Source organism: Enterococcus sp. FZMF, from assembly GCF_030263915.1.
In the GTDB taxonomy this organism is placed as follows: Bacteria; Bacillota; Bacilli; order Lactobacillales; family Enterococcaceae; genus Enterococcus_D; species Enterococcus_D casseliflavus.
The window spans coordinates 75,857-93,191 of the sequence record NZ_CP127160.1; the positions used below are offsets into that span (position 1 = coordinate 75,857).

The 17,335-nt window shown below is 45.6% G+C and carries 13 protein-coding genes; 11 read left to right on the plus strand and 2 right to left on the minus strand.

Annotated elements, in window-relative coordinates:
- Positions 1-88 precede the first annotated feature (88 nt).
- The 5 genes from QN079_RS00360 to cydC all read left to right on the plus strand — a co-directional run bounded on the left by QN079_RS00360 (position 89) and on the right by cydC (position 7,155).
- Positions 89-1,048, plus strand: a complete 960-nt coding sequence (locus QN079_RS00360) for a helix-turn-helix domain-containing protein (RefSeq protein WP_289230199.1) — start codon at positions 89-91, stop codon at positions 1,046-1,048.
- Between the two features lie 189 nt (positions 1,049-1,237).
- Positions 1,238-2,668, plus strand: coding sequence for a cytochrome ubiquinol oxidase subunit I (locus tag QN079_RS00365; protein ID WP_015508715.1), 1,431 nt, complete (start codon positions 1,238-1,240; stop codon positions 2,666-2,668).
- Positions 2,665-3,684 (plus strand): cytochrome d ubiquinol oxidase subunit II, encoded by a 1,020-nt coding sequence (gene cydB / locus QN079_RS00370; RefSeq protein WP_005226530.1) that lies wholly within the window; start codon positions 2,665-2,667, stop codon positions 3,682-3,684. The genes QN079_RS00365 and cydB overlap by 4 nt, the downstream gene beginning before the upstream one ends.
- On the plus strand, positions 3,681-5,402 hold the full coding sequence (gene cydD, locus QN079_RS00375) for a thiol reductant ABC exporter subunit CydD (RefSeq protein ID WP_289230200.1): 1,722 nt from the start codon (positions 3,681-3,683) through the stop codon (positions 5,400-5,402). Before cydB ends, cydD begins: the two co-directional genes overlap by 4 nt.
- Positions 5,395-7,155 (plus strand): thiol reductant ABC exporter subunit CydC, encoded by a 1,761-nt coding sequence (cydC, locus tag QN079_RS00380; protein WP_289230201.1) that lies wholly within the window; start codon positions 5,395-5,397, stop codon positions 7,153-7,155. Before cydD ends, cydC begins: the two co-directional genes overlap by 8 nt.
- Before the next feature lie 54 nt (positions 7,156-7,209).
- Here cydC and QN079_RS00385 read toward each other — a convergent pair whose 3' ends face one another.
- A complete protein-coding gene (locus QN079_RS00385; RefSeq protein WP_005226544.1) occupies positions 7,210-8,190 on the minus strand; it encodes a polyprenyl synthetase family protein in 981 nt (326 codons plus the stop codon).
- Between the two features lie 93 nt (positions 8,191-8,283).
- Between QN079_RS00385 and QN079_RS00390 the strand changes: the two genes are divergently transcribed.
- The 3 genes from QN079_RS00390 to QN079_RS00400 all read left to right on the plus strand — a co-directional run bounded on the left by QN079_RS00390 (position 8,284) and on the right by QN079_RS00400 (position 11,503).
- On the plus strand, positions 8,284-9,186 hold the full coding sequence (locus tag QN079_RS00390; protein WP_289230202.1) for a prenyltransferase: 903 nt from the start codon (positions 8,284-8,286) through the stop codon (positions 9,184-9,186).
- 31 nt (positions 9,187-9,217) lie between these two features.
- The gene (locus QN079_RS00395; RefSeq protein WP_289230203.1) at positions 9,218-10,426 is read left to right on the plus strand and encodes an NAD(P)/FAD-dependent oxidoreductase; all 1,209 of its coding nucleotides are present in this window, start codon (positions 9,218-9,220) and stop codon (positions 10,424-10,426) included.
- Positions 10,427-10,561: 135 nt separating this feature from the next.
- Positions 10,562-11,503 carry an FAD:protein FMN transferase gene (locus tag QN079_RS00400; protein ID WP_225000669.1) on the plus strand — a complete coding sequence of 314 codons (942 nt, stop codon included), beginning with the start codon at positions 10,562-10,564 and terminating at the stop codon, positions 11,501-11,503.
- Between the two features lie 62 nt (positions 11,504-11,565).
- On the opposite strand, the gene QN079_RS00405 is transcribed toward QN079_RS00400, so the two are convergent.
- Complete coding sequence (locus QN079_RS00405) at positions 11,566-12,480, minus strand: LysR family transcriptional regulator (RefSeq protein WP_010748521.1); 915 nt, start codon at positions 12,478-12,480, stop codon at positions 11,566-11,568.
- Positions 12,481-12,743: 263 nt separating this feature from the next.
- On the opposite strand from QN079_RS00405, the gene QN079_RS00410 reads away from it, so the two are divergent.
- From QN079_RS00410 to QN079_RS00420, 3 genes are all read left to right on the plus strand, one after another.
- The gene (locus QN079_RS00410) at positions 12,744-13,349 is read left to right on the plus strand and encodes an NADPH-dependent FMN reductase (RefSeq protein ID WP_005226550.1); all 606 of its coding nucleotides are present in this window, start codon (positions 12,744-12,746) and stop codon (positions 13,347-13,349) included.
- Positions 13,350-13,367: 18 nt separating this feature from the next.
- Positions 13,368-15,794, plus strand: coding sequence for a flavocytochrome c (locus tag QN079_RS00415; RefSeq protein WP_156235302.1), 2,427 nt, complete (start codon positions 13,368-13,370; stop codon positions 15,792-15,794).
- 90 nt (positions 15,795-15,884) lie between these two features.
- Entirely contained in the window at positions 15,885-17,114 is a 1,230-nt protein-coding gene (locus QN079_RS00420) for an L-lactate MFS transporter (RefSeq protein WP_005226552.1), read from the plus strand.
- The last annotated feature ends 221 nt before the right edge of the window (positions 17,115-17,335 follow it).

Consider the following 17,335-nt stretch of genomic DNA (forward strand, 5'->3'; position numbering starts at 1 on the left):
CCCTCGTTTCTATAAGATAATTCAACTATAAAGGCTCTTCGGGAAAAGCAACTGCTTATTTCAATATATTGAAAAAGAAGGTGAAAAAATGAACAATTATGGTGCGACAGTGAAAGAGCTTCGCAAAAGCAAAGGCTTGTTGTTGAAGGAATTAGTGGATGAACAATTGTCGATGTCTTTGTTATCGCAATTTGAAAATGGCAAAACGACGATTTCCTGCGAACGATTTCATCGCTTGCTAGATAAACTAGAAGTGAGTTTTGCCGAATTTCAGCTGCTGCATACGGGGGAGCATCATTCGGAGGCTCAAAAGCTAATGGTCGACTATGTCCGTTCGATGGGGATCGAATCCATTGATGAAGTACCTAAATTAAAAAAGAAATATCAAAAGCTGACCACGTACTTTCAACAGCATTACTCCTTGGAGCTGGACCACTTCTTACAACTGATCCGTTTTGACTACTTGATGAAAGAGGAGCTTTTTAAAGGGGTGCCCATCGAGGAGGCTTACCTGAAACACAATTATTGTTTGGACTCTGCCAAGCATTACTTGCTGAATACCGATACATGGGGTGTTTATGAGCTGCGGCTGTTTGCCCGCGTAGCAATTTCGATGGAGCCAGCTTTGCTTTGGCGCTGCTTGACGATCGCCATCAAAAAGAGTCAGCGCTTTGCAAAAATTCCTGGCAATGAAGATATTTTGTACAACACGTTTGAGACGGTATTTTCTGTCTTTGCTGTTTTCGACGAGGCGAATTATGCGGAAAAGACCTTTCATTTATGGCGAGATCATGTTTATGAAAAAGAACACATTGAACAAGCGATCTTTATGCCGTTTTTTGAAGGCTGGACGCATCTATTAAAACAAAATAAGGCACAAGCGGCGGACTTGATGCAGCAAACGTTAGATCAGCTGAAAAGATTAGGGATGAAGAACACGTTTGCTATGTATCAATTATTAAGCACATCTGTATTGAAAGAAGAGTTTCCGGGGATTTTATTGAGTGATCCATTGCTTTCTGAAGGAACCCGTTATGGCTGGGAGTAGCTAGAAAAAGCTGTTTCCCGCCGATGAAAGCGCCTTATGTTTAAGAATCGGAGAGGAAGTGATTAAAAATCAGTAAATGGCAAGCAATTTGCTTCTTTTTTACTGATTAGAGGAGTATATTCGAAGTTGGAATTTTTCTTTATTTAGAATTATTTTAATGTACTTTTTTATGAAATAGGAGGATGTAGGATGGATATTGTGACACTAGCGCGAATCCAGTTTGCGATGACGACGATTTTTCACTTTTTCTTTGTACCGTTTTCGATCGGAACTGGTGTCGTCGTTGCAATTATGGAGACACTTTATGTGATCAAAAAAGATGAAAAATATCGCCGGATGACGAAGTTTTGGGGGAATATTTTTCTATTGAGTTTTGCTGTCGGGGTCGTGACAGGGATCATTCAAGAATTTCAATTTGGGATGAACTGGTCAGACTATTCTCGTTTTGTCGGGGATATTTTTGGTGCGCCCTTGGCTTTAGAAGCTTTGTTGGCGTTCTTCTTAGAATCGACGTTCTTAGGACTGTGGATCTTTACATGGGATCGGGTCAGTCCCAAGCTGCACGCCACCTTTTTCTGGTTGGTGACGCTAGGTTCGATGCTATCGGCGTTTTGGATCTTAGCTGCCAATAGTTTTATGCAGCATCCAGTGGGGTATACCTTGAACAATGGCCGGGCAGAAATGACTGACTTCGGTGCATTATTGGCAAATCCACAGGTGTGGTATGAGTTTTTACACGTGATCACCGCTGCCATCACGATGGGTGGGATCATTGTTGCTGGTTTATCTGCCTTTCGTCTATTGAAGAAAGACAAAGACATTGAACGTGATTTCTTCAAAAAATCAATGCGGATCGGTTTTGCGGTGGCATTGTTCGGTTCATTCACCGTCTTGCTAGCTGGGGATGAACAAATGAAATACTTGGTTGAAGAACAACCAATGAAATTTGCCGCAATGGAAGGGGCCTATGAAGATACTGGGAGTCCTGCGGCTTGGACCGTCGTTGCTTGGGCGAATGAAGCAGAACATCACCAAGTCTTCGGTGTTTCGATTCCATATATGTTGAGTATCTTAGCCTTCAATGAACCCTTCGGCTCCATCGATGGGATGGATACGGTCAATCAGCAATTGATTGAAACCTACGGCGACCGTAATTACTACCCGCCGGTCAACACACTCTTTTGGAGCTTCCGGATCATGGCTGGTTTTGGTGCCTTGATGCTGTTGGTTTCTGGTCTGGGATTGTATTTTACGCGTAAGAAGAAACCATGGCTCTTTGAAAAACGCTGGTTACTTTGGGTAGTGGCAATCACTTTGTTCACCCCATTTATTGCCAATACAGCTGGTTGGTTGATCACGGAGTTAGGACGTTACCCCTGGACGGTTTACGGCTTGTTTACGATCGAAGATAGTGTGTCACCAAACGTTTCCGTGACCTCACTCTTGATCTCAAACATCGTTTACTTCCTCTTGTTCTCTGGCTTGGGCGGAACGATGGTCTATCTGGTGAAACGGGAAATGGATCATGGACCTGAAAAAGAAGCCTTCGGCGAAATCAGCCAAGGAGACAACCAAGAAGGGTACGAAGACCCATTTGATAAGGAGGCGTTTGAAGGATGACCGGTCTGCAATTACTATGGTTCACGTTGATTGGGCTTTTATTTTCTGGCTTCTTCTTCTTAGAAGGGTTTGACTTTGGTGTGGGGATGTCTGTGCAGACATTGGCCCACAATGAAGAGGAAAAAGACCAGATCGTTAAAACGATCGGGCCTGTCTGGGATGGCAATGAAGTGTGGCTATTGACCGCTGGCGGAGCGATGTTCGCCTCGTTTCCATACTGGTATGCTTCTTTGTTCAGCGGTTTTTATTTGATTTTGTTATTGATCTTAGTCGGGTTGATCATTCGCGGTGTTTCCTTTGAGTTTCGAGCAAACTTCCCGAAAGAACACAAAAACATTTGGAACTGGACGTTGACGATCGGCAGTACGATCGTACCGTTTTTCTTCGGTCTGATGTTTGTCAGCATGATCCAAGGAATGCCTTTGGGTGAAGATGGCAACATGACGGCAACCTTTACGGATTACGTCAATCCCTTTTCAATCGTTGGCGGGATCGCGTTGACTTTGTTGTGCTACTTGCACGGATTAAACTATATCGCTTTGAAAACGGAAGGTCCGATTCGGGCACGGGCACGCAACTATGCAAGTATTTTTTATGGCATCTTATATGCAGGCTTAGTCGTCTTTGCTGTGATGCTTTACTTCCAAACGGATTTCTTCGAGAATCATTTTGCGACAACGCTTGGTTTGCTGCTTGTGATCGTTGTACTGACACTGATTGCAAATATCGGCGTCTTTAAAGGCAAAGAAATGATGGCTTTCATTGCGAGCGGCTTGACGTTGATCGCTTTGGTGGCATTGATCTTCACAGGGTTATTCCCAAGAGTCTTGATCAGTTCGATCGATTCAAGCTATGACCTGTTGATCGCTGATGCGTCTTCAAGCCGCTACACATTGAAGATCATGAGTTATCTTTCACTGACGATCTTGCCTTTCGTCTTGGCCTATACGGCTTGGAGTTACTATATCTTCCGTAAACGGATCAGTCATACGGAGGCGTTGGAGGGGTATAAATGATTGATAAACAAATCATGAAGCTCCCAGGAATGAAACAACTTTTAGGGCTGCTTGCGGGACTTTCGTTCCTGCAGGCGCTCTTCATTATTGGGCAGGCGTATGGATTGGCACGTGCCATCACTGGCTTATGGGAAGGACGACCATTAGAGGAACAGTGGGGCTGGATTCTGCTGTTCTTTTGTTCGTTTATCGCCCGACAAGCCGTTATCTATTTCCGTTCCAAAAGACTTGATGATTACAGTTACCAGCAAGCCGCCGATCTGCGGGATCAATTGTTGGAGAAATTGTTTCGGGTCGGTCCTCAGATCGCACAACAGCAAGGGACGGGGAATGTAACAACGATGGTCTTGGAAGGGATCAACCAAGTCGAAAACTACTTGAAATTGATTATTGCCAAAATCATGAATATGTCGATCATTCCTTGGGTCATTTTGGCACTCGTTTTTTATCTGGATTGGGAGTCGGGCTTGGTCTTGCTGTTGGTGTTCCCCTTGATCATCATTTTTATGATCATCTTGGGCTATGCCGCGCAAAGCAAAGCGGAAAAACAATACCGAACGTTTCAATTACTGTCCAATCATTTCATCGACTCCCTGCGAGGGATCGACACGCTGAAATTGTTTGGGGTCAGTAAAAAATATGGCAAAAGTATCTTTGCTTCCAGCGAACGGTTTCGGAAAGCGACGATGGCTTCATTAAAAGTCGGTATTTTATCGACTTTCGCCTTAGACTTTTTCACGACCTTATCGATTGCCGTCGTAGCAGTCTTGCTAGGCTTGCGGCTGATCAATGAAGGAATCTTGCTGTTTCCAGCGTTAACCATCTTGATTTTAGCACCAGAATACTTCTTGCCGATCCGCGACTTTTCCAGTGATTACCATGCAACCTTAGACGGGAAAAATGCGATGACTGCGGTGACGGAGATCTTGCATCAGCCCGAAGCCCAAGTACCGGCAGTAACGGTGCCTCGTTGGCAGGAAGACGCCCAGTTAACGATCGATCAGCTGGCGTTTTCCTACGAGGAAAAAGCGGCTTTGACGGATATCAATTTGAACGTGACTGGCTTCAAAAAGATCGGGATCATCGGTCTGAGCGGTTCTGGCAAGTCTACCTTGATCAATACCTTGAGTGGCTTTCTCGTGCCAGACAGTGGCGAGATCACTCTCGGAGGGGCCAAGACCACGGCCTTTCGCCAAGCAAGCTGGCAAGAACAGCTGATCTATATTCCGCAAAATCCTTATATCTATCGGTTGACCTTGCAGGAAAATGTCGCGTTTTATCAGCCGACAGCTACCAAAGAAGCCGTACTGAAAGCCATTGAAGTGGCAGGCTTGACTGAGCTTTTAGCAGAGCTGCCGCAAGGGTTGGACACGATGTTAGGAGAAGGGGAACGGCATCTAAGTGGCGGACAAGCCCAACGGATCGCTCTAGCCCGTGCCTTTTTAGACCAGCAACGAAAGATTCTTTTGTTTGATGAACCAACGGCTCATTTGGATATTGAAACCGAAGTTGCCTTAAAAGAACGGATGCTACCGCTGATGGAAAACCGTTTAGTCTTTTTTGCAACCCATCGCTTGCACTGGATGGAAGAAATGGATGAAATCATCGTGATGGATCAAGGAAGAATCGTGGAACAAGGAACCTTGGCACAACTGCAGCAAAAGCAAGGTGCTTTTACAGAACTAGTCAATGGAATGAGGAGGGAACAGCTTGAATAAAATCGGCTTATTGCGCTCATTGAAAACTGATACGTGGGTCAAGCCTTTCTTGTCAAAATACAAAAACGTTTTGGCGCTGGCCTTATTCCTAGGCTTCTTGACCTTTTTCTGTGGTGGGGCACTGATGTTTAATTCTGGGTACCTGATCAGCCGCTCGGCATCGATCCCAGAAAACATTCTATTGGTTTACATCCCCATCGTACTGACCCGAGCGTTTGGGATCGGCCGTCCAGTCTTTCGCTATTTGGAACGGTTGACCAGTCATAGCTGGGTCTTGCGCATGACCTCTAATTTGCGTTTGAAATTGTACAACGTAGTAGAAAAAGATGCGATCTTCTTTAAGCAAGCACATCGCACGGGGGATATCTTGGGCTTATTGGCAGAAGATATCAACCATATTCAAAACCTGTATTTGCGCACGATCTTTCCTACCGTGATCGCTTGGATCTTGTATGCGTTCTTGATCATTGGACTCGGCTATTTTTCTTGGTGGTTTGCTTTGGTGATGCTGCTGCTATTAGGAATCATTGTCTTTGTCTTGCCGCTTTGGTCGGTGATCATCAACGGCGCGCGGCAAGAAAAGCAAAAACACATGAAAAACAACTTGTATACGACACTGACGGATAATGTATTAGGGGTTTCTGATTGGGTCTTCTCTCAAAGAGGCAGCGAGTACGTGGCTGCCCATAAGGAACTGGAAACGCAGTTGCGGGCGGTGGATGAACAGATGCTGTCCTTTGATCGCCGGCGTGATTTTCTTTTACAAAGCATCTTTGGAGTGATCGCTGTCGCATTGCTGCTTTGGACCAGCATTCGCTTTCCAGGTAACCACGGAGGAGCAGCCAACTGGATCGCTGCCTTTGTCCTGTGTGTCTTTCCTTTAGTTGATGCATTTGCGCCATTACCGTCAGCTGCTCAAGAAACCAATCGCTACAAAGACTCCATCGATCGCTTCAATGCACTGCCAGAAGAAAATCGCCAAGAGGTCTCCATGGAGCAACCGTCAGTACCTGAAGTGACGGGCCTCGTGTCGATCACAGTCAAGGACTTGCATTTTCAGTATCCTGAAGGCAAAGAAGTGCTTCATGGGTTGGATCTAACGATTCCTGCGCATCAAAAACTAGCGATCCTTGGTCGCAGCGGTTCTGGGAAAAGTACATTTGCCTCCTTGTTGCGAGGCGATCTGCAACCGACCCAAGGGTCGATTACCTTAAACGACGTACCTGTGACGGCATTGAGTGAGTCGATCAGTGACTTGATCGGTGTCATCAATCAAAGTCCCTATCTTTTCCATACGACCGTCTTGAATAATATTCTGCTAGGCAATGAGTCGGCTTCGGAAGAAGAAGTCTGGCGCGTACTGGAGCAAGTCGGGTTGAAAGAAATGGTGGCAGCTTTGCCTAACGGCTTGGCCACGATGGTGGATGAAGCCGGCTTGCGTTTTTCTGGTGGAGAACGCCATCGTTTGGCATTGGCGCGGATCTTGCTAAAAGACACTCCGATCATCTTATTGGATGAGCCAACCGTCGGCTTAGACCCGATCACGGAGCAAGGCGTGCTCGAAACCTTTTTCCAAGTGCTGGAGAACAAAACGATCATTTGGATCACCCACCACTTGCAAGGAATTTCGATGATGGACCGTGTGCTCTTTATTGAAGATGGTCAGTTGACCATGAGCGGAACACCTGCCGAATTGGCAGCAGAAAACAAACATTTTCAACACTTATTGGCCATTGACCAAGGACGACGATAAAAAAGAGCGTCCATCAATCAGTGATGGACGCTTTTCTTCTCATTGCTCTATGGCTCAGTAATTGCGCTGCAAGAGCAGTTCAGTTAATGAACGAATTTTGGCTTTGCTAGGTGCTTCGGGCAGCAGATCGATGTCGTCTAAGGCTTTTTGCGTGTAGGTGACCGCGAAAGCGCGCGCTTTTTCGACACCGCCGTAACGAACGACAAGATCCGCAACTTCTTGGGCTTCTGCCAAGGAGAGTGCTGCTTTTTTATTCAAATAAGGAGCGAATGCTGCAGGTGCCTGTTCTTTGGCAAATAGCAGCGGTAAGGTATAGACTCCTTGTGCCAAATCTTCTAGAATCGGTTTTTTCAAAGTGCCGCTATCAGAGGTGTAGTCGAGAATATCGTCGAATACTTGAAAGGCGATCCCGATGTTGCGACCGATCTCACCCGCCCGCTCTTGGTTTTCTGTGTCGAGGCCGCCAAAATGAGCGCCTTCGAGACAAGCGAGCCAAAACAGTTCAGCGGTTTTGCCGTTGATGCTTTGCAGATAGTCGTCAATCGATTCATGGATGTTGTAGCGAGTGTGCATTTGATCAAGTTCACCTAAAAGGAGTCGTTTCATGGCTTGTGCGTTGGTTTTTAAAAACGGGGAGCCATTCATACTTTCGATCAAAAGCTCAAAAAATTGAGTGAACAAAAGATCACCCGTGTAGACCGCGATATCCTTGCCGTATTTGGCTTGAACAGTGACTTGACTGCGCCGCAGCGGCGAATCGTCAATGATGTCGTCGTGGATCAAAGTGGCCATGTGTAAAATTTCTAGAGAAGCAGCAATTTTTGTTAATTGGTCGGTTTTTTTATAATGGGGATCGCCTAAGTCAGCAAACAAAAAAAAGAGCGCTGGCCGCAGCATTTTTCCACCTGAATAAGTAAAGTCGATCAAAACATCTTGTATCTCTTTGTTACGAACAGTAACGTGTTCTTCAATGATGGAACATACGGTTTTCAATCGTTGTTCGATCGTCGGATAATCGATCCAAAAGTCAAACATAGTATAACCCTTTCTAACAGTCATTCAGCCCTTATTCTAGCGTAAAGGGGCGTGATTGACTAGTTTAATGCACTCACTAAAGGAGGTGAAGTTGTGACGCTACCTGTATTTTTAGAACTTGTCGAATTTAAAGCAAAAACCGCCAGTATTTTGCCATTTTTCATTGGTGTCTGCTACAGCTGGTACAATTATCAAACGATTCATCTTGGCTATGTCCTATTGTATTTCATTGCCATGCTGATCTTCAATATGGCGGTGGATATTTTAGATAACTACAACGATTACCATCATGCCACAGAAGGGCATGATTACAAAGAAAAGACCAATATCATTGGTCGGGAACAGTTGTCTGTCAAATTGGTTTTTTGGTTGATGGTCTCCATGATCATCGTTTCCGCCGCCATGGGAATCGCCTTGGCAATGGTGGTTGGTTGGCCGCTCTTTTGGATGGGACTGTATTGTTACCTAGTCGGGATCTTTTATTCCTCTGGTCCACGGCCGCTTTCTAGTTTGCCTTTAGGCGAGTTCTTTTCTGGCTTTACGATGGGCTTTATGATCTCATTGATCTGTGTCTACCTTAATGCCTATCAAACCTTTGAATGGAACATTGCCACGATTGGCAGTATTTTCTTGATCTCATTACCCAACACATTATGGATCGCCAACTTGATGCTGGCAAACAACATTTGTGATCTGGAAGAGGATGAAAAAAATGAGCGCTATACGCTGGTGCATTACCTTGGTAAAGCCCGTGCGTTGAAATTATTTATCACAATGAACGTCTTGACGTTTGTTGCGATCATTGCCTCAGTTGCCTTCAACATTGCGCCTTGGTCACTGGTTCTGACCTTTTTCGCGGCGCCCTTTGTCTGGCAACAGACCAAACGATTTATGCAAAAACAAATCAAAAGAGAGACCTTCATTTGTGCCGTTCGGATCCTTGCGGTCGGAGCATGCGTACAAGTGCTGAGTTTTGCGATTGGTTTGATTTTATAATTTTTACAGCAAAGAAAGGAAGTAAGGAAACATGAAGGAAGTTGTCATTTTAGGAGCAGGGTATGCTGGATTGCGAGCATTGCACGTACTGCAAGGAGCAAAAGAAGCGTTTCACATCACATTGATCGACAAAAACGATTATCATTATGAGGCAACCGATCTTCATGAAGTTGCGGCCGGTACGCAACCAAGAGACCGCATTTGCTATCCCATCAATGATGTCGTTCGTCCCCAAAAGACCACCTTTGTTCAAAAGGAAGTGGCGTCGATCGATCGTAACCAGCAAGTGATCGTTTTTAAAGATCAATCCACGTGCACGTATGATTATTTGATCGTGGCGTTAGGCTTTGAATCAGAATCATTTGGGATCCCTGGTGTCGAGGAGCATGCGTTGGAAATGGTGGATGTCGACTCCGCAGAAAACATCTATCATCATTTGTTGAAACAAATGAAGGCATACAAAGAAACACAAAATCCTGACTACCTAAAAATCGTTGTCTGCGGTGCTGGTTTCACTGGAATCGAATTGCTAGGTTCATTGGTGGAAAACCGTAAAACCTTCGCGAAAGCAGCAGGTGTCAAACCAGAAGACATCAAACTGTACTGTGTCGAAGCAGTGACTCGTTTATTACCGATGTTTGATGAAAAACTATCGGATTACGGGATCAAAAATCTCGTTAAATGGGGCGTAAACTTCCTGACTGGTAAACCCATCAAAGCAATCAAACCAGGTGTCGTTGTCTATCAAAATGATGCCGATACAGGAGCAACAGCAGAATTATCAGCCAAAACCATCGTTTGGACCACAGGCGTCAGCGGCAGCCATGTGATGGCTGAATCAGACTTTTCTGCTCGTCGTGGTCGCGTGATGGTCAATCAAGACCTAACAGACCCTGATCATAGTAACGTCTATGTTGTCGGTGATGTTTCAGCAGTCATGGACCCAGCGACCAATCGCCCGTATCCAACAACGGCTCAAATCGCTTTGAAGATGGGGCAGCATGCGGGTAAAAACATCTTACGTCAAATGAACGGGGAAAAACTAGCAGATTTCCACTTTGAATCATTAGGTTCAGTGGCATCGATCGGCAATACCCATGCCTTTGGCTTAGTAGGGAAAATGGGCATCAAAGGCTATCCCGCTTCCGTGGTGAAAAAAGCCATTATGGACCGTTCCTTGTACCAAACCGGTGGGGTCAAAGAAGTATTGGCGAAAGGCCGCTTCGACTTTTATCATTGAGCAATAGAAACAGCAGACTGCGAGGGAGACCTCGCAGTTTTTTTCAAAAAAAGCAGCAGCGGTATCCCGCAGACTACTTTTTTCTCCCAGAAACTGCTATGATAGCCAAAAGAACAGGACAAAGGAGCAAGGACAATGCCAGAAGGCCAACGAGTGTTACAGGGAATGGGAACGGTGATCACGATTTGGGTGCAGCATGAAACCCCAGAAGTGATCTTAGAGGAAGCAGCCAAAAGAGCTGCGGCCTTTGAACAGCGTTTTAGTGCCAATGACCCGACGTCGGAGTTGATGCAGATCAATCAGCAGGCAGGACAAGGAGCGATCGCTGCCACACAGGAATTGTTTGAATTGATCGCACTAGGGAAAGCCCATAGCGTACCCAAAGATAGCTACTTAAATATTGCCATCGGTCCTTTGGTGCAGGAATGGCGGATCGGGTTCCAAGATGCCCATCTACCAACGCCTGAGAAAATCGCGGAGCTGCTGCCAAAGACTGATCCTGCCAAAATCGTTTTGGATGAAACGCTGCAAACCGTCGGGTTAGCTGCTGGCATGAAGCTTGATCTAGGGGCTGTGGCAAAAGGATATTTTGCTGATTTGTTGATGACCTATTTCAAACAGGTTGGTGTCACAGCCGCTTTGATCGATCTTGGAGGCAATGTGGTGACTTACGGCGATGCCCCGAGCCACCAAGATGGCTATTGGCGGATCGGGATCCAAAACCCTTTCTTGCCAAGAGGGAATTTTGTTGCTGCGTTGAAGGTGCATAATCAATCAGTCGTTACATCAGGGATCTATGAACGAACCTATCAGGTAGCGGGCAAGACCTATCATCATATTTTTGATCGAGAAACGGGCTATCCGTTAGAGTCAGCCATTGCCAGTGTCACAATTCTCTCCGACCAATCGGTTGATGGAGAGATTTGGACGACCCGCTTATTCGGCAAAGAGCCACAAGCCATCTTGCAGGAGCTGGCGCCGTTAGAAGGGATCACTGGGTTAGTCATTACCAAACAAGGAGAACTGATCTATCCGCAAGAATTAGCCCGTTTGATCGAAACGCCAACAGCAGAATGAAAACAAGCAGCGATCACCTAGGAATATAGGTGGTGGCTGCTTGTTTTTTTGTAAAAAGAAAGCTAGACGTGTTGCAAAAAGGTCTCGATCAAGTCGGCTTCGCTGTTTGACAATGCCCGTTCGGCTTGATGGGCAATAAAATAGGTGAGGGACAAGAGTTCCTCTGGCATCGGATAAAGATTAAAAGGAGTCGCAGTCGCTGCTTGTAGCACGCTTTCTGGTACGATCGCAATCCCAAGGTTGTTTTCTGCTAATGCTGCTGCTGTATAAATATTGCTGCTTTCTATGAGAACGGTCGCCTCTACTTTGTATTTTTGCAGCAATTGATCGATTTGGCGCCGAATCGCCGAGCCGCTGGCAGTCAAAATCAACGGACTTTGCAGCAAGTCTTTGACTGCCAATGAATCAGGTGCTAAATACCGCTTCTCTGGTTGATACAGGGGAGAACAAGGCGGGATGATCGCTAGATACCGTTCTTGATTGGTACTGTGGACTGTTAGATTCGGTGCGATCGTCTCAGGATTTTGTCCGATAAAAAAGTCCAGCTGCCCATTCAACAGTCGTTTTTCATTGTGTTTGGGCAGGTCTTCCCGCAAGAAAAAGTGCACGTTGGGATAGTGTTCATAATATGCAGGCAAAAAGAGTGGCAGCAGATAGGAACCAAGGCTGGGCAAGATGCCTAAGCGCAAAGAACGCTTCTCGGTCGCGGTATACCAAGACAGCCGACTTTTCAATTTGGCAGACTCTGTTTCCAAGGTTTCCAGATATTGATAATAGATTTTACCAGCTTCCGTCAGTTGAAAATGACCCGGCTGCCGATTGATGATGGGGGTCCCTAGCTCTTGTTCGGCACGTTTCACGGTTTGTGTCAAGTAAGGCTGTGAGATGTAGAGGTCTTTGGCGGCTTTGGTATAGTTGCTATGCTTTAACAAGGTATCGAGGTATTGCAGCATCAGATGGGAATCTTTAAGTGCCATTGCGTGGTCCTCCTAGTCATTTTTCTCATTATAACAAATTTGTTATCGATAGATAGTTAAATAAATATTTCGCAAATAAAGAATTCAGTCGTACACTAAATGGGTACTTGGGGAAGATTTTTTTGTTTAGGAAGAAGCCTTTCATCTCAGTAGGTCTTAATAACCAACTTGAGAAACGATTGAAAAAAGAAATCAAAGCCAATGGTCAAAAACTTTTTATTTATTGATAAATGTTAAATTATTCACAATTAGGAGAGATGATAATGAAATTGATTGGAATCGTAGGAACCAACTCGACGCGTTCGACCAACCGTCGCTTACTGCAATTTATTCAAAGCCATTTTAGTGACCAAGCGGAGATCGAACTTTGCGAAATCAGTGATCTGCCGGCATTTAATGAACCAGAAGATCGGACGGCACCAGCGGCAGTTCAAGCCTTGTCAGAGAAGATCGAAGCAGCAGATGGGGTGATCATCAGTACACCAGAATACGATCACTCGATCCCAGCAGTGCTAAAAAGCATGATTGAATGGCTTTCTTATACGACGCGGCCTTTGATCGATAAACCAGTGATGATCACGGGTGCTTCTCTTGGTGCATTAGGTTCATCGAGAGCCCAAGCCCACTTGCGTCAGATCTTAGATGCACCAGAAGTAAAAGCTCGAATCATGCCGAGTGCGGAATTTTTATTAGGGCACTCCATGCAAGCCTTCGATGAACAAGGAAACTTGATCGATAGCGAAAAAGTTGCCGAACTAGAAGATTGTTTCAATGAATTTGTCTTGTTTGTCGAAATCACGAACCGTCTGGTCAGTGAATATTCAACGGCTAAAGAACGAGCAAAGAAATTTTCGTGGGAACAAGCATAAGAAAGAGAGGAACCAGTCATGAAATTTGTCGGCCTAATCGGAACGAACGCCAAAAAATCCACCAATCGCCAATTAGTGGCGTTTATGCAGCGAGAATTTGCTGCCCTAGCAGAAATTGAACTACTGGAAATCAAGGATGTTCCAATGTTCAATGAAACACAAGATCAAACCAATAGTGAAGTGATCCAACGGTTAAATAGCAAGATTTTAGCAGCCGATGGGGTGATCATTGCGACACCAGAGCATAACCATTCGATTCCTTCCGCATTGAAAAGCGTCTTGGAATGGCTCTCCTTCAATCTCCATCCCTTTGATGGCAAACCGGTAATGATTGTCGGTGCATCCTACGATGTACAAGGCTCTTCGCGAGCACAGCTTCATTTGCGCCAAATCCTTGATGCACCGGGTGTCAATGCGACAGTCATGCCAGGAAATGAGTTCTTGCTGGGGCGTGCGCATCAAGCCTTTGATGATCAAGGCAATTTAAAAGATCAACGAACGGTCGATTTTTTGGAAAGCTGTTTCCGCAAGTTTGTTCGGTTTACGGAAGTCGCTAATTTGTTGAACGTACCAGAAGAAGTCGTTTATGAGCCTGGCGAATACACCGTCACAGCACCAGGACATAACGGGGATCTACCAATGGTCGTCAAATTGAGTGAAGAACGGATCGAAGCTATCGATATCGATACTTCTGGTGAATCCGAAGGGATCGCTGATGTCGTTTTCGTACGGATTCCTCAAGAGATCATTGAAGGGCAAACCTTAAATGTCGATGCGATCTCTGGTGCTTCGGTTACTAGTAACGGTGTCGTTGATGGTGTAGCAAAAGCTGTGAAAATGGCTGGTGCGAACCCAGATGTCTTGCGCAAACGTCCAAAAGCCGCCAGTGCTTTGCAAACAGAAGATGAAACGTATACCACCGATGTCGTTGTCGTAGGTGGTGGCGGCGCGGGTCTGAGTGCAGCTGCCAGTGTGCTGCAAGCCAATAAAGATGTGATCTTAGTAGAAAAATTCCCAGCGATCGGTGGCAATACCGTACGTACTGGCGGACCGATGAATGCCGCGGATCCAAAATGGCAAAACGGCTTTTCCGCATTGCCTGGCGAACGCAGTGCTTTAGAAGAAGTGCTGACGATCGATGAGCAAGAGATCGATGCAGAATACTTGCCAGACTTCAAAGCTTTGAAGGCACAAATCACTGCATATCTTTCAGAAACGACGCCAGAAAAAGAATACTTGTTTGATTCTGCTTTGTGGCATCGAATTCAAACCTATTTAGGCGGAAAACGCAAAGATTTGAATGGTCAACCGATCTATGGGAAATACGAGCTAGTGAAGATTTTGACGGATCAAGCATTGGACTCAGTGAAATGGCTAGAAGAAATCGGCGTAGAATTTGATATGAACAATGTCGATATGCCAGTAGGAGCGAAATGGCGCCGAGGACATAAACCAGTCAAAAACGAAGGGTATGCCTTTGTCTCTGCTTTGCATCAATTCGTGAAAGAACATGGGGGAACGATCTTAACCGATACGCCTGTCAAAGAATTATTGATCGAAGATGGCAAGGTTACTGGAATCATCGGGGAAGGCCGTAACGGTCAAAAAGTCACGATCCATGCCAAAGCAGTGATTTTAGCTTCTGGTGGGTTCGGAGCGAATACGAAAATGTTGAAACAATACAATACCTATTGGACAGAGATCGAAGACGATATCAAAACGTCAAATTCACCAGCGATCACTGGTGACGGGATCAAGCTAGGGGAAAGTGCTGGAGCGGACCTTGTTGGCATGGGCTTTTCGCAAATGATGCCCGTATCTGATCCAAACACAGGGGCTTTGTTCAGTGGCCTGCAAGTGCCACCTGCTAACTTTGTGATGGTCAATCAAAAGGGTGAACGCTTTGTCAATGAATACGAAAGCCGCGATGTATTGACCCAAGCGGCGATCGATAATGGCGGATTGTTCTATTTGATCGCGGATGAAGAGATCAAGAAAACCGCTTATAACACGAGCCAAGAAAAAATCGATAAGCAAGTAGCTGCTGGTACGCTGTTCCGCAGTGAGACCTTGGCTGGCCTGGCAGAGCAGATCAATGTTGATCCAGCCGTCTTAGAGGCGACCGTTGCGAAATACAACAGCTATGTGGATGCTGGGAAGGACCCAGAGTTTGGCAAAGATGTCTTCGACTTGAAAGTGGAAAAAGCACCTTTCTATGCCACACCAAGAAAACCAGCGGTTCACCACACGATGGGGGGATTGAAGATCGATCCGCAAACCCATGTGTTGACGAAGGAAGATCAAATCATTGAAGGGCTGTATGCAGCAGGGGAAGTTGCTGGGGGGATCCATGCCGGCAATCGCTTAGGCGGCAACTCGTTGACAGATATCTTTACTTTTGGCCGAATTGCTGGAAAAACAGCAGTCGCAGAACATCTCGAATAAAAAGCCTTGCGCGTTGTGTTTCGTCACGCGCGCTAGCTTTTGAAAAAACATGTGAATAAAGTAACATGCTTAAAGCAAAGGAGAGAAAAAATGGAAACAAAAATCAATCGCTGGCTGATTCTGATCGCTTCGACCGCGGTATTGCTGTGTACGGGCGCTGTTTACGCCTTTAGTGTTTTTGCAGGACCTCTTAGTCAATTAAAAGGCTGGTCTATGGAAGAGATCATGTTAGCCTTTACCATCAATGCCGCAGTTGGCCCGATTACCATGATTTTGGGTGGTTTGCTGACAGACCGAGGAGCGGCTAGATGGGTCATCGCTGGTGGAGGCGTGTTGTTCGGAGCGGGCTTCTTCCTGACGGGATTGGTCAACTCACCCGCCATGCTTTACCTGACCTATGGAGTCTTTGCTGGTTTAGGGCAAGGCTTTGCCTATTCGGCTTGTTTAAGCAATACGATTCGGCTATTCCCAGATAAACGGGGACTGGCTTCTGGCTTGATCACAGCAGGTATGGGTGGGGCAGCGATTATTGCCGCACCGATTGCAAATCGTTTGATCGAATCACAAGATGTACTAGCAGCGTTTCGGATTTTAGGGATCGCCTATATCGTGATCGTCTTAGTGGCTAGTCTGTTTATTCGCAAGGCACCAGAAGATTATCGCCCAGCAGGTTGGCAACCAGCGGCGCAAGGGAAAAATGGCCCACAAATCAATCTGAATTGGTTGGACATGCTAAAGACCCCAACCTTCTACTTGATTATCGTTATGTTAGGGGCAGGGGCTTTCTCAGGTTTGATGATTGCTTCTAACGCATCAGTGATCGGGCAAAGTATGTTCGGTTTGACGGCAGCCGCCGCTGCCTTTTATGTCAGCTTGTACTCATTGAGCAACTGTTTTGGTCGGGTCCTTTGGGGCACCGTTTCTGATAAAATTGGTCGGACGAATACGTTGATGATCATCTATGGCGTGGTGGCATTGTCCTTATTCCTATTGACACTTGGTCAGACAACCGTGATCTTCACTGTCGGGATCATCGGTTTAGGACTGTGCTTCGGGGGCGTGATGGGGGTTTTCCCATCGATCGTTATGGAAAATTACGGACCGATCAATCAAGGAGTCAACTATGGAATCGTCTTTATTGGTTATTCTACGGCGGCATTCTTTGGGCCTAGAGTGGCAGCAGCAATCGCTGAAAGTAACCAAGGAGATTATACAAAAGCCTTTTATACGGCAATTTTCTTGGCGGTTTTTGGGCTCGTTCTCAACATTGGCTATGCGATGCTGAAAAAAGCCAAAAAGCCCGCGCCTGTTATTAAATAACAATTCAATCAAAGCAGTCTTTTTGATAAAGGCTGCTTTTTTGGTGCCAAAACCACTCTTTTTTCTTTTTTTAAAACAGAGGATTGGCGGATGAAGCAAAAGAGAAAACTGTTTCATAGCAAGAAATTATCTCGTTGATTTCACTGTTTTTTCATCTTAACCCCCCATTTTTTAATAAATCGTGTTACAATAAAAAAAGGCTAATACGACGGAGGGATTAA

Excerpts from the sequence above, each read along its gene's own strand:
- QN079_RS00360 (WP_289230199.1), top strand. The coding sequence starts at position 89 with ATGAACAATTATGGTGCGACAGTGAAAGAGCTTCGCAAAAGCAAAGGC.
- QN079_RS00365 (WP_015508715.1), top strand. The coding sequence starts at position 1,238 with ATGGATATTGTGACACTAGCGCGAATCCAGTTTGCGATGACGACGATT.
- cydB (WP_005226530.1), top strand. The coding sequence starts at position 2,665 with ATGACCGGTCTGCAATTACTATGGTTCACGTTGATTGGGCTTTTATTT.
- cydD (WP_289230200.1), top strand. The coding sequence starts at position 3,681 with ATGATTGATAAACAAATCATGAAGCTCCCAGGAATGAAACAACTTTTA.
- QN079_RS00385 (WP_005226544.1), bottom strand. The coding sequence starts at position 8,190 with ATGTTTGACTTTTGGATCGATTATCCGACGATCGAACAACGATTGAAA.
- QN079_RS00395 (WP_289230203.1), top strand. The coding sequence starts at position 9,218 with ATGAAGGAAGTTGTCATTTTAGGAGCAGGGTATGCTGGATTGCGAGCA.
- QN079_RS00400 (WP_225000669.1), top strand. The coding sequence starts at position 10,562 with ATGCCAGAAGGCCAACGAGTGTTACAGGGAATGGGAACGGTGATCACG.
- QN079_RS00405 (WP_010748521.1), bottom strand. The coding sequence starts at position 12,480 with ATGGCACTTAAAGATTCCCATCTGATGCTGCAATACCTCGATACCTTG.
- QN079_RS00410 (WP_005226550.1), top strand. The coding sequence starts at position 12,744 with ATGAAATTGATTGGAATCGTAGGAACCAACTCGACGCGTTCGACCAAC.
- QN079_RS00415 (WP_156235302.1), top strand. The coding sequence starts at position 13,368 with ATGAAATTTGTCGGCCTAATCGGAACGAACGCCAAAAAATCCACCAAT.
- QN079_RS00420 (WP_005226552.1), top strand. The coding sequence starts at position 15,885 with ATGGAAACAAAAATCAATCGCTGGCTGATTCTGATCGCTTCGACCGCG.